22 protein-coding genes are annotated in these 24,396 nt (G+C 62.6%); 14 read left to right on the top strand and 8 right to left on the bottom strand.

The window, feature by feature from the left end:
- Window positions 1-27: 27 nt before the first annotated feature.
- From AB5Y53_RS09070 to ttcA, 7 genes are all read left to right on the top strand, one after another.
- Window positions 28-516: a FixH family protein gene (locus tag AB5Y53_RS09070; protein WP_039040784.1), complete on the top strand. Its 489-nt coding sequence runs from the start codon at window positions 28-30 to the stop codon at window positions 514-516.
- 88 nt (window positions 517-604) lie between these two features.
- Window positions 605-3,001, top strand: coding sequence for a heavy metal translocating P-type ATPase (locus AB5Y53_RS09065; protein WP_368181729.1), 2,397 nt, complete (start codon window positions 605-607; stop codon window positions 2,999-3,001).
- An 82-nt stretch (window positions 3,002-3,083) separates the two neighbouring features.
- Entirely contained in the window at window positions 3,084-3,290 is a 207-nt protein-coding gene (gene ccoS, locus AB5Y53_RS09060; protein WP_368181726.1) for a cbb3-type cytochrome oxidase assembly protein CcoS, read from the top strand.
- A complete protein-coding gene (locus AB5Y53_RS09055) occupies window positions 3,274-3,960 on the top strand; it encodes a sulfite exporter TauE/SafE family protein (RefSeq protein WP_368181723.1) in 687 nt (228 codons plus the stop codon). The genes ccoS and AB5Y53_RS09055 overlap by 17 nt, the downstream gene beginning before the upstream one ends.
- Window positions 3,961-4,028: 68 nt before the next feature.
- Window positions 4,029-4,784 carry an FNR family transcription factor gene (locus AB5Y53_RS09050; RefSeq protein ID WP_041215139.1) on the top strand — a complete coding sequence of 252 codons (756 nt, stop codon included), beginning with the start codon at window positions 4,029-4,031 and terminating at the stop codon, window positions 4,782-4,784.
- Between the two features lie 136 nt (window positions 4,785-4,920).
- On the top strand, window positions 4,921-5,868 hold the full coding sequence (uspE, locus tag AB5Y53_RS09045; RefSeq protein ID WP_039040780.1) for a universal stress protein UspE: 948 nt from the start codon (window positions 4,921-4,923) through the stop codon (window positions 5,866-5,868).
- 67 nt (window positions 5,869-5,935) lie between these two features.
- On the top strand, window positions 5,936-6,844 hold the full coding sequence (gene ttcA, locus AB5Y53_RS09040) for a tRNA 2-thiocytidine(32) synthetase TtcA (protein ID WP_010674783.1): 909 nt from the start codon (window positions 5,936-5,938) through the stop codon (window positions 6,842-6,844).
- Window positions 6,845-6,915: 71 nt separating this feature from the next.
- On the opposite strand, the gene AB5Y53_RS09035 is transcribed toward ttcA, so the two are convergent.
- Both AB5Y53_RS09035 and AB5Y53_RS09030 read right to left on the bottom strand, forming a co-directional pair.
- Entirely contained in the window at window positions 6,916-7,578 is a 663-nt protein-coding gene (locus AB5Y53_RS09035) for a DUF2987 domain-containing protein (RefSeq protein ID WP_368181721.1), read from the bottom strand.
- A 61-nt stretch (window positions 7,579-7,639) separates the two neighbouring features.
- Window positions 7,640-8,395, bottom strand: coding sequence for a hypothetical protein (locus AB5Y53_RS09030; RefSeq protein ID WP_042017089.1), 756 nt, complete (start codon window positions 8,393-8,395; stop codon window positions 7,640-7,642).
- Between the two features lie 257 nt (window positions 8,396-8,652).
- Here AB5Y53_RS09030 and AB5Y53_RS09025 point away from each other — a divergent pair, with 257 nt between their 5' ends.
- The 7 genes from AB5Y53_RS09025 to AB5Y53_RS08995 all read left to right on the top strand — a co-directional run bounded on the left by AB5Y53_RS09025 (window position 8,653) and on the right by AB5Y53_RS08995 (window position 15,427).
- Complete coding sequence (locus AB5Y53_RS09025) at window positions 8,653-9,270, top strand: glutathione S-transferase family protein (protein WP_039040777.1); 618 nt, start codon at window positions 8,653-8,655, stop codon at window positions 9,268-9,270.
- Between the two features lie 245 nt (window positions 9,271-9,515).
- Window positions 9,516-9,935 carry a D-ribose pyranase gene (rbsD, locus tag AB5Y53_RS09020; RefSeq protein ID WP_201969092.1) on the top strand — a complete coding sequence of 140 codons (420 nt, stop codon included), beginning with the start codon at window positions 9,516-9,518 and terminating at the stop codon, window positions 9,933-9,935.
- A 35-nt stretch (window positions 9,936-9,970) separates the two neighbouring features.
- Window positions 9,971-11,500: a ribose ABC transporter ATP-binding protein RbsA gene (gene rbsA, locus AB5Y53_RS09015; protein ID WP_368181718.1), complete on the top strand. Its 1,530-nt coding sequence runs from the start codon at window positions 9,971-9,973 to the stop codon at window positions 11,498-11,500.
- Complete coding sequence (gene rbsC / locus AB5Y53_RS09010) at window positions 11,497-12,465, top strand: ribose ABC transporter permease (RefSeq protein WP_368181716.1); 969 nt, start codon at window positions 11,497-11,499, stop codon at window positions 12,463-12,465. The genes rbsA and rbsC overlap by 4 nt, the downstream gene beginning before the upstream one ends.
- Before the next feature lie 30 nt (window positions 12,466-12,495).
- Window positions 12,496-13,371 carry a ribose ABC transporter substrate-binding protein RbsB gene (gene rbsB, locus AB5Y53_RS09005; RefSeq protein WP_010674790.1) on the top strand — a complete coding sequence of 292 codons (876 nt, stop codon included), beginning with the start codon at window positions 12,496-12,498 and terminating at the stop codon, window positions 13,369-13,371.
- A 98-nt stretch (window positions 13,372-13,469) separates the two neighbouring features.
- Entirely contained in the window at window positions 13,470-14,402 is a 933-nt protein-coding gene (gene rbsK / locus AB5Y53_RS09000; protein WP_368181713.1) for a ribokinase, read from the top strand.
- Window positions 14,402-15,427 (top strand): substrate-binding domain-containing protein, encoded by a 1,026-nt coding sequence (locus AB5Y53_RS08995; protein WP_041211440.1) that lies wholly within the window; start codon window positions 14,402-14,404, stop codon window positions 15,425-15,427. Before rbsK ends, AB5Y53_RS08995 begins: the two co-directional genes overlap by 1 nt.
- 89 nt (window positions 15,428-15,516) lie before the next feature.
- On the opposite strand, the gene AB5Y53_RS08990 is transcribed toward AB5Y53_RS08995, so the two are convergent.
- From AB5Y53_RS08990 to AB5Y53_RS08965, 6 genes are all read right to left on the bottom strand, one after another.
- On the bottom strand, window positions 15,517-17,166 hold the full coding sequence (locus AB5Y53_RS08990; protein ID WP_368181712.1) for a diguanylate cyclase: 1,650 nt from the start codon (window positions 17,164-17,166) through the stop codon (window positions 15,517-15,519).
- A complete protein-coding gene (locus AB5Y53_RS08985; protein ID WP_010674793.1) occupies window positions 17,163-17,621 on the bottom strand; it encodes a hypothetical protein in 459 nt (152 codons plus the stop codon). Before AB5Y53_RS08985 ends, AB5Y53_RS08990 begins: the two co-directional genes overlap by 4 nt.
- Window positions 17,622-17,727: 106 nt before the next feature.
- A complete protein-coding gene (gene cobB, locus AB5Y53_RS08980) occupies window positions 17,728-18,501 on the bottom strand; it encodes a Sir2 family NAD+-dependent deacetylase (RefSeq protein ID WP_041215132.1) in 774 nt (257 codons plus the stop codon).
- 72 nt (window positions 18,502-18,573) lie between these two features.
- On the bottom strand, window positions 18,574-19,188 hold the full coding sequence (locus AB5Y53_RS08975; protein ID WP_368181709.1) for an N-acetyltransferase family protein: 615 nt from the start codon (window positions 19,186-19,188) through the stop codon (window positions 18,574-18,576).
- A complete protein-coding gene (locus tag AB5Y53_RS08970) occupies window positions 19,189-20,439 on the bottom strand; it encodes a response regulator (protein ID WP_039040767.1) in 1,251 nt (416 codons plus the stop codon).
- A 1-nt stretch (window position 20,440) separates the two neighbouring features.
- Window positions 20,441-24,364, bottom strand: a complete 3,924-nt coding sequence (locus AB5Y53_RS08965) for a transporter substrate-binding domain-containing protein (RefSeq protein ID WP_368182008.1) — start codon at window positions 24,362-24,364, stop codon at window positions 20,441-20,443.
- Between the last annotated feature and the right edge of the window lie 32 nt (window positions 24,365-24,396).

Genomic DNA, 24,396 nt, shown 5'->3' with positions numbered 1-24,396 from the left:
TCGTTAACCATTTGTTTCGGTAGCATCATGACCCAACCCTGGTATCGCCAATTCTGGCCCTGGTTCATCATCGCCCTCCCCTGCGCCGCCGTGGTAGGCAGCATCGCCACCGCCATCATTGCCAGCAAGGATGGGGTCAACCTGGTAGCGGAGGACTACTACAAGCAGGGCAAGGAGATTAACCAGGATCTCAGCAAGTTCGATCGCGCCGAGGCGCTCGGCATCCGTATCGCCCTCAATGTCAGCGACAAGGAGCTGACCTTGACTCCCCTGGCAGGGAAGATCCCACCAGGACAAGCACTGCACCTCTCCCTGTTTCATCCCACGTTGGCGGGCCTGGACAGCGAACATCTGCTGACGGCCGATGGCAAGGGAGTCTATCGCCTGATGCTGGACAAGCCCCTCACCGGCAAGTGGCACGTGCGGGTCGATGCCTTCAACCATGAATGGCGCCTCCAGGAGACGGCACAACTGCCGACTCAGGCAGCGATTGAGCTCGATCCCAAGGGACGTTGAATCACGAAGGCAGGGTGATCGGCACGCCGGTCAGCCGCCCTTCTCCCCGACCCGGCCTGCAGGGCTGCATCAAAGAGGGATGATCACCATGACCGGCTGTTTTCACTGTGGTGAACCGGTTCCCACTGGCAGTAACTTTACTCTCGAGATCAAAGGCATCGTTCAGCCGATGTGCTGCCCTGGCTGCCAAGCCGTGGCACAGACCATTCTCGAATGCGGCCTCGCCAGTTATTACGAACACCGCACCGCTCCCGGCATCAAGGGGGAGCTGGTGCCCGAAGAGCTCGCCGCCCTCACCCACTACGATCTGGCGGAGGTGCAGCAGGAGTTCGTCACCGACACCGGTACGGGTCGCGAAACTACGCGCGAGATCCAGCTGACGGTGGAAGGCTTGACCTGCGCCGCCTGTGCCTGGCTCATCGAGCGGCACCTGATGACCCTGCGCGGTCTGCGTTACATCAACGTCAATACCACCACCCATCGCGCCCGCATCAAGTGGGATCCGGCCCAGCTCTCTTTGAGCGACATTTTCAAGGGCTTTGCCAGGGTCGGCTATCGCGCCTATCCCTTCCAGACTCATCAGCAGGAAGCACTCTACGCCAAAGAGGTGCGCAGCTACATGTTCCGCATGGCGCTGGCCGGGCTTGGATCCATGCAGGTGATGATGTGCGCCGTGGCACTCTACATGGACCTCTTCATTAGCGTGGAAGAGGAGTTCATGATCTACTTCAAGTGGATAAGCCTTCTGCTCTCCACCCCCATCATGATCTACTCGGCCCAGCCTTTTTACGTGGGGGCATGGCGCAGCCTGAAGCAGGGCCACCTCTCCATGGATGTCTCGGTGTCGCTGGCACTGATCGGCGCCTTCGTCGCCTCCATCTGGGCCACGGTCTTCAACACAGGTGAGGTCTATTACGACTCCATCACCATGTTCGTCTTCTTCCTGCTGTTGGGCCGTCTGCTGGAACTGCGAGCGAGGCGCAAGGCGTCGGAGTCGAGCTCCAACCTGGCGCGCCTGGTACCCATCATGGCAACCCGCATCGATGATGACGGCGAACACGAGGTGGCCGCCAAGACGCTGCGAGTTGGAGAGAGGGTGCGGGTACTCGCGGGGGCCACTCTGCCAGCCGACGGCATCGTCACCCTGGGCCAGGCCAGCCTCAACGAATCCATGCTGACTGGCGAACAGTTGCCTCTGCTCAAGCAGGCCGGGGATCCCGTCTATGCAGGCACCATCAATACCGATGCCCCCCTGGAGATCCGGGTCAGCCATTCCATTGAAGAGTCGCGTCTCGCCCAGATCATGCGCCTGCAGGATCATGCTCTGGACGACAAGCCCGCCATCGCCCAACTGGCGGACGTGCTGTCGCGCCACTTTATCCTGGTGCTCCTGATCATTGCGGCCGCGGTCTGGACCTTCTGGCATTTTCATGAACCCGAGCGGGCCTTCTGGGTCACCCTGGCGGTGCTGGTGGCGACCTGTCCCTGCGCTCTCTCGCTGGCCACCCCGACCGCACTGACCTCGGCCACTGCCAACCTGACCCGCAGCGGCATTCTGCTGCGCCGCGGCCACGTGCTGGACATTCTGACCCGGGCCAACCGCATCGTGATGGACAAGACGGGGACCCTGACCACGGGCAACATCAGCCTGGTGAGCACCCAGCCCCTCGGCGAGCTCGACGCAGCCCGCTGCCTCGCACTCGCCCAGGCCCTGGAGACCTACTCCGAGCATCCCATCGCCCGTGCGTTTCGAAGCAAACCACTGGCGGACGGGGTGCCGCTCGCCGCCAGCGACGTCACCCCCGTCATCGGCCACGGCGTGCAGGGAGTGATTGAGGGCAAGCATTACCGCATCGGCAGTGCACGCTGGCTCAAACTGGCGCAAGAAGAGAATGCCGCTCAAGGGCTGGCCATCTATCTGGCCGATGAACACGGACTGCTGGCCCGTTTCATCCTGGCCGACACGCTGCGCCCCGATGCCGGTGCACTGATCCAAGCCTTCAAGGAGGCAGGCCTGCAAACCACCATTCTCACCGGCGACGGTTCGGACCAGGCGGACATGCTGGCCCGCAAGCTGGGAGTCGATGAGCTGGTAAAAGGGGTCACCCCGGACGGTAAGCTGGCCTATCTCAAGGCCCGGGAAGCCGCCGGGGATATCAGCATCATGGTAGGAGATGGCATCAACGACGCCCCTGTGCTGGCTGGCGCTCACGCTTCCTTTGCCATGGCGGGGGGCACGGATCTGGCCAAGAACAGCGCCGACGCCATCCTGCTGGCCGACGATCTCTCCCGTCTGCTGGCCGCCCGGGCCCTGGCCCTGCGCACTCGCAAGATCATCAAGGAGAACTTTGCCTGGTCCATCGGCTACAACCTGCTTGTGCTGCCGCTGGCGGCCAGTGGCTGGCTCCCCCCTTATCTGGCGGCTGCTGGCATGTCCCTGAGCTCTCTCATCGTGGTCACCAACTCCATGCGGCTCAACCGGTGAGCAGCCATCTGGCATCCTCCCGGGTGGCGGCACCTCTTGCCTCGCCGGGTTATCATCCCCCTTTCACCACAGGGTCTGCGCCATGAACATCATCTTCGTCCTCATCCCCATCGCCATCCTGTTCGTTGTCATTGCAGGAGCTGTCTTCTTATGGGCTATCCGCTCCGAGCAGTTCGAGGATCTCGACAGGCAGGGCTCCAACATCCTGTTTGATGAGGAGCAGCGCCCCTTGCCATCCCCTGAACAACAAGCAGAACAGGAAAGCAGGCCCCATGACCAGCAGCCTTGACCTCATGGGCGCCCTGCTGGCCGGGCTTGCCGGTGCCGGCCACTGTATCGGCATGTGCGGCGGCGTGTCCGCCGCGCTCTCCATGGCCATACCTACCGAGAAGCAGCATTTTTGGGGCAGGCTCGGTTATCTGCTCAACTACAACCTGGGGCGCATCCTGAGCTATGTGCTGGCGGGGGCGCTGGTGGGCGGCTTACTCGCCACCACCACGGAGATAGGCGCCGGCAAACACGCCCTGGCATGGCTTCGCCTCATCGCAGCTCTGCTGATGATAGCGCTCGGCCTCTACTTGGCTGGCTGGTGGCATGGCGTCTTGCTGCTCGAGCGCATCGGTGCGAAGTTCTGGCCTCTCATCAAGCCGCTGGCAGGCAGGTTTCTCCCGTTTACATCAGCCTGGCAGGCCCTCCCCTTTGGCATGGTGTGGGGCTGGCTCCCTTGCGGCCTCGTCTACTCCATGCTGACCTGGAGCGCTGCCGCAGGCTCCGCGAGTGGCGGGGCGCTCATTATGCTCTTTTTCGGCCTCGGCACCCTGCCGACCCTGTTTGCGCTGGGGGGGCTGGCAGACCGATTGCGTTACTGGCTCACCCTGCGCAGCCTGCGCCTTGGGGGCGCCTTGCTGCTTATTGCCTACGGGATCCACACCCTCTGGATCGGGATGGCGTCCTTTTGAAACCCTATCCAAAACGGATGAGATGGTGGTAAACTTGTTTGATATAAATCAATTATTCATTTGAGCCTATGATCCCGGACAAGAAACCTGGCAGACGTATTCAGAGCGGTGGCTGTGCAATTCATTGCCAGGATTGCAGCATCAGCCAGCTCTGCATCCCCTTCACCCTGAACGACAACGAGCTCGATCAGCTCGACAGCATCATCGAGCGCAAAAAGCCGATCCAGAAGGGTGAAGAGTTGTTCAAGGCCGGCGATGAGCTCAAGTCGCTCTATGCCATCCGTTCCGGGACCATCAAGTCATACACCATCACCGAACAGGGTGACGAACAGATCACCGCCTTCCACCTCGCCGGTGATCTGGTCGGTTTCGACGCCATCCACAAGCAGGCCCACCCCTCCTTCGCCCAGGCGCTGGAAACCGCCATGGTGTGCGAGATCCCGTTCGATGTGCTCGACGACCTCTCTGGCAAGATGCCCAAACTGCGCCAGCAGATCATGCGGCTGATGAGCAACGAGATCATGGGCGACCAGGAGATGATACTGCTGCTCTCCAAAAAGAACGCCGAAGAGCGCCTCGCTGCCTTCCTGCACAATCTCTCGGTTCGTTTCTCCGAGCGCGGCTTCTCCGCCAAGGAGTTCCGCCTCTCCATGACCCGTGGGGACATCGGCAACTACCTCGGTCTCACCGTCGAGACCATCAGCCGCCTGCTGGGCCGTTTCCAGAAATCCGGTCTCATCAGCGTCAAAGGCAAATATATTACTGTACTGGACAACGTTGCCTTGGGCGTCATGGCCGGAGCCACTCGTCCTCCCTGCGGTTAATCCCCGTTTATTCCCTTTTTTGCCGGATCGGATCGCCCTGAAATTTGATCCGGCACACCTTCCCGTCTCCCCCCTTGGACTAAGCTGTAATAGCTAAAGAGTTGCCATCATTGGCCTTTTTGCCAAGGAGGAGAACATGGTCAAGTACCGAAACATTCTGGTGGTGATCAATCCCGAGGAGGAGCGCCAGATCGCGCTCGAGCGCGCGGTCAAGGTCGCCGAGCTGGATGAGGGCGCCCAGCTGACCCTGCTCCTGACGATTTACGACTTCTCTTACGAGATGACCGCCATGCTCTCGGCAGACGAGCGGGAAGAGATGCGCCATGGTGTCATCGCCCAGCGTCGGGAGTGGCTCGACGAGATCCTCACTCCCTATCGGGCCAGAGGGCTGGAATGCGAAGTGAAAGTGCTCTGGCACAACCGTCCCTTCGAGTGCGTCATTCAGGAAGTGCTGGAACAGCGTCACGATCTGGTTGTCAAGGCGACTCACAAGCACTCCTTCCTGCAAACCTTCATCTTCACCCCCACCGACTGGCACCTGCTGCGCAAATGCCCCTGTCCGGTTCTGCTGGTAAAAGAAGGGCACTGGCAACGGGGGGGCAACCTGATTGCCGCCATCAACTGCTCGAGCGATGACAAGGAGCAGAAGGTGCTCAACGAGCGGATCACCCGCGAGGGGATCGCCATCGCCGAGCTGCTTGGTGCCAGTCTCTATCTGGTCAACACCTACCCGGGCACCCCGGTCAATGTCGCCATCGAACTGCCAGAGTTCGATCCCAACGCCTACAACGATGCCATTCGCAAACACCATGAAGATCTGCTGCGGGAGCATGCCGATCAGTTCGGCATCAACCACATGTGGACCAAGGTGGCGGAAGGCTTGCCGGAGGAGGTGCTGCCGGACATGGCGGACGATCTGAATGCCACCCTGATGATCATGGGATGCGTCGGCCGTACCGGCCTCTCTGCCGCCCTGCTTGGCAACACCGCCGAGCACGTGGTGGACAGGCTCAACTGCGACATTCTCATCCTCAAACCCGACGATTACAGCTGCCCTGTGGATGACAGGCGTCATCCTGCATAAGCGTTTCTTGCCCTCCCCCGGGACATGGCTATAATAAGCCGCTTATTTTTGTCCCGGGTTTGAGGCCATGCTAGAAGAGCTTAACGCCAAAGAGAAATACAGTTTCAACAAGCTGCAGAAACGCCTGCGGCGCAACGTGGGCCAGGCCATCGCCGACTTCAACATGATTGAAGAGGGTGACAAGATCATGGTCTGCCTGTCTGGTGGCAAGGACAGCTTTGCCATGCTCGACATCCTGATGAGCCTGAAGGCCAGCGCCCCCATCCATTTCGATCTGGTGGCCGTCAACCTGGATCAGAAACAACCCGGCTTCCCCGAGCACGTGCTGCCTGAATACCTGAGCACCCTCGGCATCGACTTCAAGATCGTGGAAGAAGATACCTACTCCATCGTCAAGGAGAAGGTACCGGAGGGCAAGACCACCTGCGCGCTCTGCTCCCGCCTGCGCCGTGGCATTCTGTATCGCACCGCCCAGGAGCTGGGTTGCACCAAGATCGCCCTTGGCCATCACCGTGACGACATCCTCGAGACTCTGTTCCTCAACATGTTCTACGGTGGCAAGCTCAAATCCATGCCCCCCAAGCTGGTGAGCGACGATGGCAAGAACGTGGTGATCCGCCCCCTGGCCTACTGCAAGGAGAAAGATCTGGTGCGTTATGCCGAGGTCAAGGCCTTCCCCATCATCCCCTGCAACCTGTGCGGCTCCCAGGAGAACCTGCAGCGCCAGGCCATCAAACAGATGATGCAGGAGTGGGATCGCCGCTTCCCGGGTCGTCTCGAGACCATGTTCACCGCCATTCAGGACGTGATCCCGAGCCACCTGCTCGATCACCAGCTGTTTGACTTCAAGAGCATCAACCGCGACTCCGGCATCATCGACGGTGGCGACAAGGCATTTGATCCGCCCGAGCTGCCCAAGGCGCCGCTGCTGGACATCGACGAGATGGACATGCTGGACGTGATTGAGGTGCGCTAAGCCCCGTCACCCACAGAAAAGGAGCGCCAGGCGCTCCTTTTTTCATTCTGGCAATCTGCGTACTCGGGTCGCTACCCCTTGTGCAGCAAGGGGGTCAGGCGCAGGATCTCCCCTTGCAGTTGCAGCTTGCCCTGGGCAAACCCCTTCAGCTGCGCATTGCTGAGCAGCAGTTGCCCCTGCTGCCAGGAGACGGCCTCCTGACGGGCACCCTCCACAAGGTAGGCTGTGCCTGCGGGCGCCACCATGGAGATCCGCACCCCTTCCATCTTGGGCAGGAAATACTGGCCGACCATGCCGGCCATCTTGTCGAGCAATCGCTGCATCTGCTGCTGGCGCGAGACGAGCTCGGCCAACGGCACCTCGGGTGTGGCGGGGGCGTCAGCCATCACCTGTACCGACAGATCGCAGGCGGCGTGGGCCTCGGTGAGCCCCACCACCACGATCGCCTTGTCGAGGTTGAGATCATCGTCATAGGGCAGACGCAGTTCGCCATCCACCGTGACCTCGGCGGGCACATCCCTGTCCGGGGTCGAGACCCGGGCCGAGGTGAGCCCGCAGCGCCGACCGTTCTGCTGACTGGCCAGATAAAAACCCAGTCTGGCGTGGCCAAATTCCCCCTTGGCGAAGGTCTTCATCTGGCTGTAGAAGGTGCCGTAGTCGAGTTCAAGGGACGGCTCAGCCTGTCCCAGCATGGGTACCAGCAGGAGCGCCGCCATCCCGTATCGCTTGTTCATATGCCATCCTTTTGCATCATGCTCCGGGCGGGTCGACACCGGCTGACCCCCTGGTATCCCGTTATGCGTTGAAATGATCCGGGCCCTGCCCGTCGTTGCCACTGGCAACCTCGGTCACTTCGACTGCCACCCCACACAGATCCCGGTAGAGAATGCCCTTGCAGTTGAAGTAGAGCGGCGCCACCCAGATAAGTCCCAGCCCCATGGGGATGAGCGCCAGGAAGAAAAGTGCCAGCATGACCCCGTGCAGCAGCACTATGCTGGGCCAGCCCCGGGCAAAGAGCTTGAGGGAGACCAGAATGGCCTGAGCCGGGGAAAGACCGCGCTCCAGCACCAGAGGTACGGTAAACACCAGCCCCATGCCCACCAGGGCGGAAGGGATGAAGGCCAGCATCACCGGCACGCCCAGCAGCTCGAACAGGGGGCCAAACAGGCTGGTGATGAGGCTGCCGAGCAGACTCAGGCTGCCCAGGCGCAGGAAGTGGCGGAAGAAGTCGAATACCTGGCTCGGCCGGGCGCGCACCCCCACCGACTGCTGCAACCCCAGCATGTCGAGGGAGGAGGTCATGGGTGACATGATCACCGTGACCAGCAGGCTCAGGATCAGGGCCATATCCATATCCCCTCCTTCACGGGCGACATAGGGCGTCAGCAAGGTATTGCTCAGCAGGATCCAGATTGCCATGACCCCGGCGATGGCCAGCGCCAGTCCGAAACCGGTGCGACGAGTCTGTTGCCACCCCTCTTTCAACACCCCTTGCAGGTCCAGACGATATCCCTGGCTGAGGGACTGTTCGAGGGTTCCACCGATCCGCATTCTATTACTCAATTGACTGTCCAACATTCACTGACGACTGATCCAAGGTGGCACATTATAGCGGTTTGAACCGGCATGCGTAGCCGTTTTTCCTGTTATCTTCCGTTCAGAAAGCCATTGATACCAAAGGCCTTGCAGCCCTTCTTGATGAGGTTCCCCTCACCCTTGGCCCCTCTGTCCAACGGGAGTAGGATGATGGCGCGCGCTGGCGGACGAGATGTCCACTGGCTCTTCTCTCTCACACAAGGAAAACGGTCATGTCCGAACTGACGCTCTATCTTGCCCCGGGTACCTGTGCCATGGCGGTACGCATCGCTCTGGTGGAGGCCGGTGCCCCTCATCTTGTCAAGCGCCTGGATCTGGCCGCTGGTGAACAGCGCAGCCCCGACTACCTCGCCATCAATCCCAAGGGGCGAGTCCCGGCACTGGTGACGGAGCATGGCGTGCTGACCGAAACACCGGCGCTGCTGCTCTACGTGGCCCAGCGTTTTCCTAACGCCGGGCTGGCCCCATTGGATGACCCCTTCCTCCTGGCCAGGATGCAGGAGGTACACAGTTTCCTCGTCTCCACCGTCCATGTCGCCCATGCCCATGGACGCCGTCCCGGCCGCTGGGCCGACGATGAACAGGCCATGGCTGCCATGCAGGCCAAGATGCCCCAGAACATGCGCGATGGCTTTGACCAGATTGAGCGCCACTATCTGGCCGGCCCCTGGGTACTGGGGGAGCGCTTTAGCCTGGCCGACATCTACCTCTTCGTGATTGCAGGCTGGCTCGAGAGCGACGGGGTGGCCATCAGCGAGTTTCCCAAGGTGGCGGATCACTATCAGCGCATGCTGGCCCGCCCCGCAGTGCAGGCGGCGCTCGCCCTCTGATCTCCTCGCGCCGGGTACGCCTTTTTGTACGGGCAACATCCGGCGACGCCTCTCAGACGGGTGCTCTTATGGCACCCGTTTCTTCTGAAATTGCCCTGTCACTGAGATCGTTTTCACATTTTCGTCATCACTGCCTAGACCCGTTAACGGTTAACACCTATCTTTCGCCCTAATGACGCAACCGGTTGCGTAACCGATTGCCCAACTCAATATCCATATGCGGTCCCAGGCCGCCGAGGTGCTGTATGAAACGAGGCAAGCTGCTCAATGCTCCCTTAAGCGCGCTGGTCGCGCAGATGGGCCACACCGACGAGATCACCGTCTGCGATGCGGGCCTGCCCATTCCGGCAGGCCCCGAGCGCATCGATCTGGCGCTGATGGCGGGGACGCCGAGCCTTGAAACCGTGCTGACCGCCTTGCTCACCGACCTGGTGGTGGAGAAGGTGATCATGGCAAGCGAGATCAAGCAGATCAGTCCCGCCGCCCATCAGGCGCTGGTGGATCAGCTTGAGGCCCACGCAGCCGCCCAAGGCAAGCCCATCGCCATCGAATACTGCCTGCATGAGGAGTTCAAAATCCGCTCCCGCCAGAGCAAGGCGATCGTGCGCAGCGGCGAGGTGACTCCCTACGCCAACTTGATCCTCTGCGCCGGTGTGGCGTTCTGAATTCTTCAAAGAAGACCTCTTCAAGGAAGCTGCAAATGAGCACAACCTCCCCCCTCTCACCCATTCTGGAGCTGACCGGGATCGTCAAGACCTTCCCCGGGGTACGCGCCCTCGACGAAGCGGGTCTGCGGGTCTATCCGGGCCAGGTGATGGCCCTGCTCGGCGAAAATGGCGCTGGCAAGTCGACTCTGATGAAGGTGCTGACCGGCATCTACCAGGCCGATGCGGGCAGTATCAGCTATCGCGGCCAGCCGGTTCACTTCAAGGGCCCCCGCGACTCTCAGGATCAGGGGATCAGCATCATCCACCAAGAGCTGAACCTGCTGCCGGAATTGTCGATTGCCGCCAACATCTTCCTCGGCCGCGAACCGCGCACCCGTTTTGGCAGCATCGACCACAAACAGCTGCGCGAACGGGCCAGCGGTCTGCTGGCACGGCTTGGCGTCAAGCACGGCCCGGATACCCGACTCGGGGATCTCTCCATCGGTGAACAGCAGATGGTGGAGATCGCCAAGGCGCTGTCGTTCGATGCCAGTGTCATCATCATGGACGAACCCACCGATGCCCTCACCGACACCGAAACCGAGCAGCTGTTCACCGTCATTCGCGAACTGCGCGAGCAGGGCTGCGGCATCGTCTATATCTCCCACCGCCTGAAAGAGATCTTCGAGATCTGCGATCGGGTAACTGTGCTGCGGGACGGCAAGTGGATCGGCGAGCAGGCGGTGAGCGATCTCGATGAAGACAGGATCATCGAGATGATGGTGGGTCGCCGGCTGGAAGAGCAGTATCCGCGCCTGGTGCGCGAGCTCGGCCCCGTCAGCCTGCAGGTGAACGATCTGGCCGGTCCCGGCGTGCGCGGGGTGAGTTTCTCCCTGCGCCAGGGGGAAATTCTGGGCTTCAGCGGCCTGATGGGCTCCGGGCGTACCGAGCTGATGAAGCTTATCTACGGTGCCAGCCCCATCAGCGCTGGCCAGGTGACGGTGGATGGCCACGCCCTGATACCCAGAAGCCCGGCCGATGGTCTGGCCGCCGGCATCGCCTATATCTCCGAGGATCGCAAGGGCGACGGCCTGGTGCTGGAGCTGTCGGTGCGCGAAAACATGAGCCTGTGCGCCCTTGGCGAGTTCATCAGCCACGGCAAGATTGACGGTCAGGCCGAGCGCCAGGCGGTGGGCGACTATGTGCGTCTGTTCAACATCAAGACCCCGAGTCAGGATCAGCTGATCAAGCTCCTCTCCGGCGGCAACCAGCAGAAGGTGGCCATCGCCAAGGGGCTGCTGACCCGGCCCAAGGTGCTGATCCTGGATGAGCCGACCCGCGGCGTCGATGTCGGCGCCAAGAAGGAGATCTATCAGCTCATCAACCAGTTCAAGAAGGAGGGGATGAGCATCATCCTGGTCTCCTCCGAAATGCCGGAAGTGCTCGGCATGAGTGATCGCATCATGGTGATGCACGAAGGGCGCATCAGCGCAGAATTCAACACCCGCGATGCCAATCAGGAGAAGCTGATGGCAGCGGCAGTCGGTAAACAGTGGCAAGCAGAGCAAGAGGCAGCACAATGACAACCCAAACCCTTTCCCGCCGCGGCGTCATGAGCAAGGCCTGGTGGATCGAGAACAAGTCCCTGGTCGCGCTGCTGGTGCTGATCGGCGTGGTCTCCTTCCTGAGCCCCAACTTCTTCACCGCTGACAACCTGCTCAACATCCTGCGCCAGACATCGGTCAACGCCATCATGGCGGTCGGCATGACGCTGGTCATCCTCACCGCCGGCATCGATCTGTCGGTCGGCTCGGTACTGGCCCTGTGCGGCGCCCTGGCCGCCACCATGGTGGCCATGGCGCTGCCCATCGGCCTGGTGATCCCCCTCACCCTGGGTGCCGGCGCCCTGCTTGGCAGCATCAGCGGCCTCATCATCGCCAAGGGCAAGGTACAGGCGTTCATCGCCACCCTGGTCACCATGACCGCCCTGCGCGGCGTCACCATGGTCTACACCGAGGGGCGCCCCATTTCCACCGGCTTCAGTGACGGCGCCGATCACTTCGCCTGGCTCGGGACCGGCTACCTGCTGGGTCTGCCGGTGCCCATCTGGCTGATGGCCATCGTCTTCCTGCTGGCCTGGTACCTGCTCAACCACACTCGCCTGGGCCGCTACATCTATGCCCTCGGCGGCAACGAATCGGCCACCCGCCTCTCCGGTATCAATGTGGATCGGGTCAAGCTCGCGGTGTATGGTCTGTGCGGCATGCTGTCGGCACTGGCCGGGCTCATCGTCACATCCCGCCTCTCCTCCGCCCAGCCCACCGCCGGCATGGGGTACGAGCTGGATGCCATCGCCGCCGTGGTGCTGGGGGGCACCAGCCTGATGGGGGGCAAGGGCCGTATCATGGGTACCCTGATCGGTGCCCTCATCATCGGCTTCCTCAACAATGCCCTCAACCTGCTCGACGTCAGTTCCTATTACCAGATGATCGCCAAGGCCAGCGTGATTTTGCTTGCCGTGATGATCGATAACAAAAGCAACCGTTAACAAGCCACGCCACACACAAGGAATGAAATGATGAAAAAGCTCAATACCCTGCTCGCTGCCGCCATCATGTCCGTGCTGGGCACCGCCCAGGCCGCGGATCACACCCTGGCGATGGTGGTCTCCACCCTCAACAACCCCTTCTTCGTCACCATGAAGGAGGGTGCCGAAGCCAAGGCCAAGGAGCTTGGCTACGAGCTGGTGGTGCTGGACTCCCAGAACGACCCGGCCAAGGAGCTCTCCAACGTGGAAGATCTCACCGTGCGCAAGGTCAACGCCATCCTGATCAACCCGACCGACTCCGAAGCGGTGGGCAACGCCATTCGCCTGGCCAACAAGGCGAACATCCCGGTGCTGACCCTGGACCGCGGCGCAGCCCAGGGTGACGTCAAGGCTCACATCGCCTCCGACAACGTGGCCGGTGGCAAGCTGGCTGGCGACTTCATCGCCGAGAAGCTGGGCAGCGGCGCCAAGGTGATCCAGCTGGAAGGGATCGCAGGTACCTCCGCCGCCCGTGATCGCGGCGAAGGCTTCGCCCTGGCGGTCACCGCCAACAAGCTGCAGGTGCTGGCCTCCCAGCCCGCCGACTTTGATCGCACCAAGGGGCTGAACGTCATGGAGAACCTGCTGGCCGCCCATCCGACCGTGCAGGCAGTGTTCGCCCAGAACGACGAGATGGCGCTGGGTGCCATCCGCGCCGTGCAGGCCGCCGGCAAAGAGGTGATGATCGTGGGCTTTGACGGCACCGACGATGGCAAAGCCGCCGTGGCCAAGGGTAAACTGGCCGCCACCGTGGCCCAGCAGCCCGCCCTCATCGGCGCCATCGGCGTGGAAACCGCCGACAAGGTGCTCAAGGGTCAACCGGTGGAAAAATCCATCCCGGTACCGCTGCAAATCGTCAACAAGTAAGTTGTTGGGGGGAGGTTCGCCTCCCCTCTCTTTTTCCGCCAGTGCCGCCTGGTCTGGGTCCACCCAGACCAGGATGTACTCAACCAAGGGTGATAGGAATGAATCGTCTCGTAGTCCTCGGCAGCGTGAATGCGGATCATGTGCTGCGCGTCCCCCACTTTCCCCGCCCCGGTGAAACCCTGACCGGCCACAGCTATCAGGTCGTTCCCGGCGGCAAGGGTGCCAATCAGGCGGTGGCCGCCGCCCGCCTCGGCGCCCCTGTCTCCTTCATCGCCCGCATCGGTGATGATGCCATCGGCCACCAGATGAAAACCGGGTTTGCCAACGACGGCATCGATGTCAGCGCCGTCGAACTCGACCCCAGGCTCCCCACCGGCATCGCCATCATCTATGTGAGCGACGAGGGGGAGAACAGCATCGGTATCTCCGCCGAAGCCAACGGCGCCCTCACCCCGGCCGTGGTGCAAGGTCACGAGGCAATGATCGCCGCCGCCCACACCCTGCTGCTGCAACTGGAAGTGCCGCTCGAGAGCGTGGAGGAAGCGGCCCGTCTGGCCCGTGCCCACGGCACCCGGGTGGTGCTCAACCCCGCCCCCGCACGCCCGCTCTCAAGGGATCTGCTGGCGCTGGTGGACCTCATCACCCCCAACCAGACCGAGGCCGAGCTGCTGACCGGCGTCAAGGTGACGGACAAAACGAGCGCCCGGGAGGCTGCCGCCCGCTTCCACCAGATGGGCATCGGTGAGGTGATGATCACCCTGGGGTCCCAAGGGGTCTATTGCAGCAAGGGACAGAAACAGGCGCTCATGCCGGGTTTTCGGGTCAAGGCGGTGGATACCACGGCGGCCGGGGATACCTTCAACGGCGCCTTCCTGGCGGCCGAGCTCGCCGGCGCCGACTTTGACGCAGCCGTACGCTTTGCCCACGGGGCGGCGGCACTCTCCGTCACCCGGTTTGGTGCCCAGAGCTCCATCCCGAGCAAGCAGGAGGTCGATGCCTTCCTCCTTGAACAGACTGCGCAGGGGCACTGATGGCCAATATCAAGGAGGTGGCCGCGCTGGCAGGGGTGTCGACCACCACCGTCTCCCACGTCATCAACGAGACCCGCTTCGTGGCCGAAGAGACCCGGGAGCGGGTCTTCGCCGCCATGCGCGATCTCAACTATGCCCCGAGCCTGGTGGCCCGCAGTCTCAAGGTAAAGGAGACCAACAGCATCGGCATGCTGGTCACCACCTCCAGCAACCCCTTCTTCGCCGAGGTGGTGCGCGGGGTGGAGCGCTACTGCTTCGAGCAGGGTTACAACCTGATGCTGGGCAACACCGAAGGACAGGCCGAGACGGCGCTCTCCTACCTCAAGATGATGCTCAGGAAACGGGTCGACGGCCTGCTCATCATGTGCAGCGAAGGGCAGCAGGAGGTGTTCAACCAGCTCGACTGGCTCAAGAGCCTGCCGGTCGTGGTGATGGACTGGGGCATGGAGAACGGCGAGGTGGATCTCATCGCCGACAACTCCCATCGCGGCGGCTACCTGGCAACCCGCCACCTGCTGGGGCTGGGTCACACTGCCATCGGTTGCATCACGGGCCCCCACAGCCGCGCCCCGGCCAACCAGCGCCAGGCGGGTTTCGAGCAGGCGATGCAGGAGGCCGGGCTCACCGTCAATCCGGGCTGGATCCAGGAGGGAGACTTTGACTGCGCCAGCGGCGCCGCCGCCATGACCCGCCTGCTGGCACTGCCAGAGCGTCCCACCGCGCTGTTTGTCTGCAACGACATGATGGCCATGGGGGTCATCAGTGCCGCCCATCAGGCGGGGCTGGTGATCCCCCGCGATCTCTCCATCGTCGGCTATGACAACGTGGCGCTGGCCCAGTTCATGTCTCCCCCGCTCACCACGGTCAATCAACCGAAAGAGGAACTTGGCCGCCTCGCCGTCACCCGGCTGCTGGCGCGCATCAACGGCGAGCCCATCGCGAACCGCATGATCACCGTGGATCCGGATCTGGTGATCAGACACTCCTGCGCTCCCTTTTCCTCACCGGACAGCAAACCAGTTTAAGTGCCAGCAAGCAGCAGAAGGGCGGCCATGAGCCGCCCTTCTGTGTATTGTCTCCTTGGCATCGGCCCCGAGACTGCACAAGCCACCACTCAACTCAGCTTGAGATTATCCTCTTGCTGCGCCTCTCCCCGGGGAGCCAGGCGCAGCAGCCCCAGCGCCGTTGCCAACGGCTGGAGCAGCGCTTCGTGCCCGGAGGGGGCTGGCAGCCAGTAGCGAATTGGCCAGCCCGCCTGCAGCAGTTCGGGGGCACTGCTGCCAAGCTCGCTCAGCGCCAGCATGCAGCCACACTCGCGCATCTTCTCAAGCAGGGTGGCATCCTGTATCAGCGCAGGCAATGCCAGGATCAGCCTCCCCTGTGGCAAGGGGGGCAGGCTCGCCAGCAGAGGGGCCAGCTGGGCAGGCTGATGAAGCCTTACCAGCAAGGTGCCACTGCATGGCTCTTCTGTCAGCCATCGCGCCATCACGGGCCCAAGGACACCACGCTCCTGCATCCAGCCCACGTCACAGGGCTGCTGGCTCACCCGCCAGCGCAGGCTGACCGCCGTTACCGGCACGCCCTGCTCGTCTCTCATCGGCTCGCAGAGGGTCTCCAGGGGTGAAGGGGCGGCCCCCGCCAGCCATTCCCGCAGTTGGTGCAGCTGCCGCTGGGCCATGTGGAGCTCAGCCTTCATCGCACTCTGATACCACACCAGGGTGGTCCCCTCACGCTTGGCCTCGTTCAATGCCAATATGGCCTGCTCCAATAGCTCATCGGCATCCTCGCCACCCTCGCGCCAGGCCACTCCGAAGCGACACGCCAGCTCAAAGCTGCTTTCCCGGGTCACGAACTCAAACTGCAACAGACTCACCATGGCGGCCATGCGGGCATCGAGATCTCCCTCTTCGTCGTCCAGCACCACGGCGAACTCATCGCCCCCCAACCGGTACGCACGGCCGGGGTATGCCTGACGCAACCGGGCCGCGACTGCCTGCAGCAGGCGATCACCAACCTGGTATCCGAGCAGATCATTGACCTGCTTGAACCGCTTCAGATCCAGCACCGCCAGCGCCTGGACCCGATCTTGCAGCAGGGATTGCCTGAGCTGCCCCTGCAAGGCCCGACGGTTGCCAAGCCGGGTCATGGGATCGAGCAGGGAGAGGCGACGATTCTGCAGATTGGTTCGAATGAGGGCAAAGACCAGCACACAGCCCATCACCAGCAGGATCAACTGCCAGATCTGGATCCAGAACAGGCTCTGGCGCAACTGGTTGAGGGAGGCTTCCCGCTCCTGGCCGGAAAGGATCTGATCCCCAATCTGCTCCACCTGATGGATCAAACCGGTCAGCCGGACGAGGGCAAGATCGAGGGCTTTCCCCCTCTTCAGCTCCCCGGACTGCATCTGGGGATCCAGCCCCTTGAGTTCGTCAAAGAGCCGTTCAAGCACCTCCCCCAACCCATGCCTCGCTCGCGCATCAGCGGTCTCGGTACTGATCAGGAACACATCCAGCCGGTTCCACAGCAGGTCGTAATCCAGGCTCAGGGCCGCCATGTCGAGCGCCCCGGCACGGTAGAGGCGCACATCATAGAGAAATCGCTGGGACTCCTGCATTACCTGGCTGATGTTCCAGTGGGTGTTGCGGTAGAACATGTCAACGAGCTGCTCGTGCCGACTCTGCAGCAGCAGCCCCCAGAGGGACGAGAAGAGAAACAGCAGGGAAATGGCTGCAAGCAGCAGGTTATCTCGCTGTCGTCGCGTCACGGGACAACCTCGATGCGGATCACCTGCCAGACCATGTTGTTGTGGATGGCGGACACATCCATGTCGGGATGGGCCGAGAGGGGGACCAGCAGCCAGAGCGGCCCTTTATTGCGACGGGTGAGCGGTTTGTCATCCTGGTAACGCACCAGGGTCAGCGGCACCTTGGCAAACAGGGAGAGATCGACCCGCTGCTGGTAGCCATTGAGTGCAGCAACATCGATGGCGCTGGCACTATCCACCTGCTGCGCTGCCAGCACGCTCTTCAGGGTCGGGCCACGATAGCGATGAGTGCCGAGGGTCCAGGGCGTCGCCGTCTCGAACTCCACTTGTGGCAAGGCGGCCAGCGCCGCCTCATCCAGGGTGATTTCCCGCTTGTCCGGCAGGATCAGTTGCAATAGCGAAGAGGAGGAAGCCTGGGTACCGAACGAGAAAAGCACCAGCAGGAGAGAGGCCATCCCGCGCGTTGGAAAGTTCATGACATGTTGTGCCAGCTGCATCTTGAAGTTAGGTGTCAGTGTGGCGATTTCAGTGGGTCAATGCAACTGTGTGAAAAATCAATAATTATGGGCCGCGCATCTCCATCCAGTTATGTCCCTCGACGGTGAGAGGCTGATGCACACCGCAACTTTGCAGGAGTTCATCCACAAAAGCGGGCACCAGCAAGGAAGCCGGACCATAACGTTTTTCATCGAACTGGCTGCCCACTTCGCTCGGCTCCAGATTGAGCTCCACCGTATGGGCACCGTTCAGGCCGGCCTCATGGACGAATCCGGCGGCAGGGTAGACCGCCCCGGAGGTCCCGATGGAGATGAAGAGATCGCACTGGGCCAGGGCCGAGTAGATGCGGTCAAGCCCGAGGGGCATCTCCCCGAACCAGACCACATGGGGGCGCAGCGGGTGGGGAAACTGGCAGCAGGAACACAGCTCTTCCTGATGGAGATCCCCGCGCCACTCGATCACCTGACCCGAGCCCGGGCAGCGTGCCTTGAGCAACTCGCCGTGCATGTGGATGAGGTTCTTGCTGCCGGCACTCTCGTGCAGGTTGTCGATGTTCTGGGTGACCAGGGTGACGCGCCCCGGCAGCAGGCGCTCCAGACGTGCCAATGCATAGTGGGCCGGATTGGGGTGGATCTCGGCGCGCTGCAACTGATGGCGCCGCGCATTGTAGAAACGTTGTACCAGTTCGGGATCCCGCGCATAGCCTTCAGGGGTGGCCACGTCCTCCACCCTGTGCTCTTCCCACAGGCCATCACAGGCCCGGAAGGTCTTGATACCGGATTCGGCCGAGATGCCGGCACCGGTGAGGATCACGATATGTTTGGCTGACTGCACCATGGTTGTTCTCCTCCAACGGGTAACAGGCTGACCTTAGCACAGGAGCAAGAGGCGGCCCATTCGCCCTTGGTCTTAGGCCGATGGGAACACAAAGCTCGCCATGGGCGCGAGATCCAGCCTGGCAAAGACCATCTCCCGTCCTGTCACCAGGGTGAGTGGCAACCCGAGCCCCTTGAGCAGGGCCAGCATGGGGCGATTCTGGCCGAGCACTTCCGCCGTCCACTCCCGGATCCCCTCCCCGTATGCCAGTCGCGCAAGCGCCAGCAGGATGCGACGCCCGGCGCCGCGATGCTGAAAATGATCCGCGACGATGCAGGAGAACTCGGCCCTGTCCGGGTGCAGGCGCCGGCGCACGGACTGGGCCATGGCAAGCGGTGTCCCCTGCTCGTCGGTCAGCAGCAATCCTATCTGGGGTTCTCTGGGGTAGTCGAGAAAGAAGGCGAGCTGCTCGGCCGTCGCAGGCTGCTTGGCCCGCATGAAGCGCAAATAGACGCTCTGCTCGCTCAGGGCGTCATAAGCCGCGCTTATCCGCTCCGGGTCGCTGCCCGCCAGCTCCTGCAAGTGGCAAGTGAGCCCCCCCACCACCATCGTCATCGGCAGGGCGGCCCGTGAGGCGGGAGCAGTCCAACCCGTCATCCCCTGCCACAAGCGCGTCTCATCGAGCGGCCAGCAAAGATAGCGAGCCATTCACCAGCGCCCTGCCACGCCGCGATCCTGCCACTGGGCGGCATCCTGCAGGTTGAAGGGGTCGTCGAGGTAGAGCGCGATGCCAAGCTCCCGGGAGCGCTGGATGAAGCGGGCCAGCAAGGAGTCGGCTGCCATCGCCTCCAGCTCGGGCAGCAGGTGTTGCCCGAGCAGCAGGGATTGCAACGGCAGACGCTCGATGAGATCAAACGGCAGGTGCTGGGCATGATCGAGCAGCAGCGCGAGTCTGGCCCCCGCGAGGCTCGCCTGCAGTACCAGGGCGAAACGGTCCGCCTGGCTCAGCAGGTGATCCCGTCGGTGGATGACCAGGGTCAGCTCGCTTGCTTCTCGTCCATGCTGCTCGAGCCAGAGCTTGAGCGGCTCCCAGTGGGGGGAAAGGCCGCTCAGGCTCAGCCAGATCGGCAGCGTGCAGGAGGCCGCATCTGCCAGCAGCCCAAGCTGTCCTCTCGCCTCCCCCTGCCAGCTACGCACGGTGCGCTTGAGCCCGCCCAGCCTGCGCTGACGCTGGGGGCCAAGATAGAGCATCTTGAGCAGACGCAGCAGATCGTCGCTTTGCAGCGGCTTGGCCAGGGCGGCCAGCACGTTGAAACCCGCATCGTGCAGGAGACGCCGGGCACCGTCTATCAGGGTCTGATCATGAGCGGAGAGCAGGATGATGGGCAGACCGCTGTGGCGATACTGGGGATGGCTCATCAGCAGGCTGATGGCATCCTGCTCCGCCAGACTGAGATCACAGATAAGCAATCTCACGCCCCCCTCTTCCAGCGCCTTGAGGCACCCTTCGCCATCCTGAACCCAGTGGCAGGGCAACCCCAGTCCCTGGATCTCCTGCTGAATGCAGGCTCCCTGGAAGGGGTGATCTTCGAGCAGCAGGATCTGGCACTGGGCGAGCCAAGCACGCCACCCCTGCTCCCGAGCCTGCAACCCCTCGAGCCAGGGATCGCTGAGGCGATAGATCCCCGCCCCGGGAGCCAGCAGATGAGGCAGATAGTCGGCCCCCTGATGAGAGGCAGGATCAAACAGGGCGATGGCCCCGGCGGCAAACAGTCCTTCCCATTGCCAGCCGGCATCGGGTCGGGTGCGGTGCAGATTGGCATAGGCCGGCAGGCCCGCCCCCTTGACCGCCTGATGGGAGACGGCGTCCAGGGCATAGACGCTGACCGGGTAAAACGTTGGCTCCTGGCTGTCATCAGACTCCAGCAAGGCCATCAACTCTTCATCTGTGATGATCATCTCATGCTCTCTCGCCCAGTTGTCGGCAGACCTCTTCCACGCACTGCCTCAAGGCGGCTCCAAGGGGATGTCCGGGGGCCTCCTGCCAACGGTCGATCACCTCTACCAGGGGGGTAGCCCCCACCATTTTGGCGGCCCCCTTCATCTTGTGTAAAGCCGTATTGAGGGCCTTCTCGTCCCCTTGTGTGACACACCGCTCAATGTCGGCCAGATCCTGGTGAACCGATGCCAGATAGATGTCAACGAGGGCCGGGCTGAGGGAGACTGGCAGGGAAAGGGCTGCCGTTGGCTGCGGTGCCTTCCCCCCGTCATGGGGACCAAAGACAGTACGAAGCAGTACGGCCAGATCCCTGAGCAAGACGGGTTTGTCCAGATGGCCCTGACAGCCGCACTCCGCCAGTCGCTGCGCCGCCTGCTCGCTGAGATCCGCGGTGATGACGTAGACGGGTAGATGCTGCCAGCGTTCATCGGCGTGCAATTGCCTGCAGAGCTCGGCGCCGTCCATCACCGGCATCTGCAGGTCCGTCAGCACCAGATCCACCGACTCCGATTGCAGGATCTCCAGTGCCAGACGGCCATTGGCCGCGCTCAATACCCGGGCACCCAGCTGCCCCAGCTGCATGCTGATCAGCATTCTGTTCACTTCGTGATCTTCCACCAGCAACACCCGCCTGCCTGCCCCCGGCAGATCCGTGATCTCCTCGGCGCCACGGACGAGTCTGGGTTGCAGCAGGCTGACCACGGAGCCCGGGATCCAGGGTTCCCCCTGCCAGTACCAAGCGCGCAAGCCCCCATCGTCCTGCATGGCCCCAAGGCAAGGTGCAGCCGGGTCCTCGGCCACGCCAAACTCTGCGAGCCAGGCCCGCATATATTCGAGCTCCCCGGGCAACAGTTGCAGGGAGACCGTCTTGACGCGCGGTTGCCAGGGCGCCTTCTCCTGCGCATGCCTGAGGGGCAACGAGCAGAGGAAACGGCTACCCCCGCGAGCCAGAGGCTCGACCCGGATCTCGCCCCCCATCTGTTCCATCAGCTGGCGGCAGATGGCCAGCCCAAGCCCGGTCCCCTGGGCTCTGGGCTGGCCAGGCTCCTCCCCTTGCTCAAAGGGCTGGAACAACCGGGGCAACAGCTCGGCACTGATCCCGGGCCCCTCGTCATCCACCCCGCACAAAATCCACTCCCCTTGCCGCCGGGCCCAGAGTACCACCTCTCCCCGCTCGCTGAACTTGATGGCGTTGGAGAGCAGGTTGTGCAGCACCTGTTGCACCCGGTGGGGATCGAGTTCCATCAAGGCGGGCAGCGCCGGGTCGAGCGCCAGGCGCAGCTGCAGATGGCGGGATCGCGCCTTGGACCAGTGCACCGCCGCCACATGCTCGCACAGCTCCACCAGATCCGTGGGCTGCACGGAGAGGCGCAACTGGCGCGTCTCGTTGCGGCTGAAATCGAGCACGTCATTGAGCAGTCCGAGCAGTTCATTGCCCGCCTGTCTGACATGGGCCAGAGCCGAGGCCTGCTCTGCATTGAGTCCGGTCTGCTCGAGCCACTCCAGCAAGCCGAGCATGGCGTTCATGGGGGTACGGATCTCGTGGCTCACGGCGGCCAGGAAGCGCCCCTTGGCAAGCACGGCCTGCTGGGCCTGCTCGTGGGAAAGCTGCAGGGAGTGCTCCTGCTCCACCCTGGCCGTCACATCCTGCACCACCCCGTAGATCCGCCACCCCTCCCCCTGACGGCGCCCCCTGCCGGAAAATTGCAGCCAGCGGGTTCCCTTGGCGGGGTGCTGATAGCGCAGCAGATGGGAGAAAGGTCGCCCGGCTTGCAGCATGGCCAGCATGGGGGCTCGCATCTCGCGCCTGTCCTGGTGGGAGATGCGAGTCAGGGTCTCGTTGGGATTGACCCGGATCTGCTGGCTCGCCAGCCCCAGCAGTTCGTGACTGCCCCGGCTCACAAACTCCACCCGGGTGATGGCTCCCCCCAGCAGGGTGAATTGCAGCACCACACCGGGCACCGTATTGGTGAGGGCGCGCAGGCGCCGCTCTGCCTGACGCAGCAGGCGGGTACGCTCGCGCAGGGCGCTGATGTCGGAGAGGGCGATAAGATCCCCTGCCGGTGCCTGGGGGCCCAGTCGCAAGGGGATCTGGGCATAGGAGTAGACCTGCTCGTGCAGCGCCAGCTCCCCTTCGGCGCCCTGCAACTGTGGCGCGGGCAGCACCAGATCGGCGGCGTAGCGCGCCTCCATGCGCTTGGCCCGCTTGTTGCGCTTGATCACCTCCCCCTTGTCATTACGCAAGAACACGGGAACGGGGAGTGCCTGGAAGAGAGACTCCCTGAACTTGCTTTCCAGCGCCAGCGCCTGCTCTACCTTGTGACGCTCGCGGGCCTCCTGGGCCAGTTGCTGGCGGGAACGCCAGACTGACCAGATCACCGCCATGCTGATCAGCAGTGCCAGCAACACGGAGCCAAGCCAGAAACCGTAGCTGACCCCTTCCTGCTGGTTGACCACCAGGCGACGCCAGCGTTGCACCAGCTCGTCCACCTGCCGATCATTGAGGGTCATCAGGCTCTGATCCAGCACCCCTGCCAGGCTAGTCTGTTCCGGCCGGATGGCAAAACCGAGGCCGAAACGCTCCGGCAATTCGGTGATGGTCAGCTCGCTCAACTGGTTGTTTCGAATGGGATATTGGAGCTGGTACAACTCCGCCAGCATGACCTGGGCATCCCCATGCCGCACCGCCGCCAATCCCTGCAGCAGGTTGTCGGTCACCTCCCACTCATGCTGGCCGAACCGGGCAAGCAGGCCGGGATCATAGAGCATTCTCGGGACCACCACCTTGCCACTGACGTCCGCGAGGGAGACAGGCCCCCTCTTGCTGCGACTGACCAGGGCATAGCGGCTGGTCGCCACCATCCGGGTAAAGTTGAACTCCTTGTTCAGGGCGACGGACTCCATCAGTCCGACCATCATGGCGGCATCGCCACTGCGCAGCAATGCCAACGCCTCCTCCCGGCTGGCGGCGGGCACCAGCTCGAAGCGCAGTCCCGTCTGCCGACTCACTTCCCGCAAGACGTCCGCACTCCAGCCAATGAGCTCTCCCTGCTGGTTGACGCCGCTGTATGGCATGAAACCGGGATCCGCCACCATCTTGATGGTGTGGGCCTTGCCGACCAACCAGGCCTGCTCCTTGTCGGTAAAATGCAGGGGATTCATATCCTGCTCACCCTGAGGCAGATACTTGCCCAGATCCCGGTAGAGACTGCCCGGCGGCAAATAGCGGATGGCCGTATCCACCAGCTCCAGCAACTCGGGCTGGTTGCGCATCATCAGCCGGTAGCTGATGACCAGATCATCGCTGCGAAGACGGCGAAGGCGCAGCCCTTCATCCGGGAATTCCCGCATCAGGTAGCGCAGTTGCAGATAATCGCCGAGATAGGCGCTGCCCTTGCCGGCCACCAGGGCACCATACCAGTTCTCGGCATCGGTCAGCTGTTGCTGGGATGAACCAGGATAGAGACGCTTCAGGATCTCCTGGGCCTGCCAGATAGGTGACACCAGAAACTGCGCCTGATCGAGCTCACCCCGATAGAGGATGGCGGACTCCGCTTCCATCATGGCCCGGCTCAAGACGGTATCGCTCGAGTTCGACCGGGCAGGCCCGACGTGAGGAATGAGATCGCAGCGCCCGTTCAGCAGATCCTGCGTCATGGCTGCCCAGCTCGGCCGCTTCTCGACATGCACCGGTACCGGCAACAGCTCTGCCAACCGCGTCATGCGATCGATAAGCAGGCCCCCCTCCGCCTCCAGATAGGGAGGACGTTGCAGGGCCGGGTAACAGAAGGTCAGTCCGGTGAGCGAATCGGCATAAGCCTGGGCACCCGGTGACAGCGGGAGTATGGCGGCACGCAGTGGCAAGGCCAGCAGCGCGCCGGACAACAGAAGGATTTTTATCATCGGAATGGAAAAGC

This window comes from Aeromonas sp. R7-5 (genome assembly GCF_040908015.1).
In the GTDB taxonomy this organism is placed as follows: Bacteria; Pseudomonadota; Gammaproteobacteria; order Enterobacterales; family Aeromonadaceae; genus Aeromonas; species Aeromonas caviae.
The sequence above is the reverse complement of the archived record's forward strand: the minus strand, read 5'-3'. Positions and strand labels throughout refer to the sequence as shown.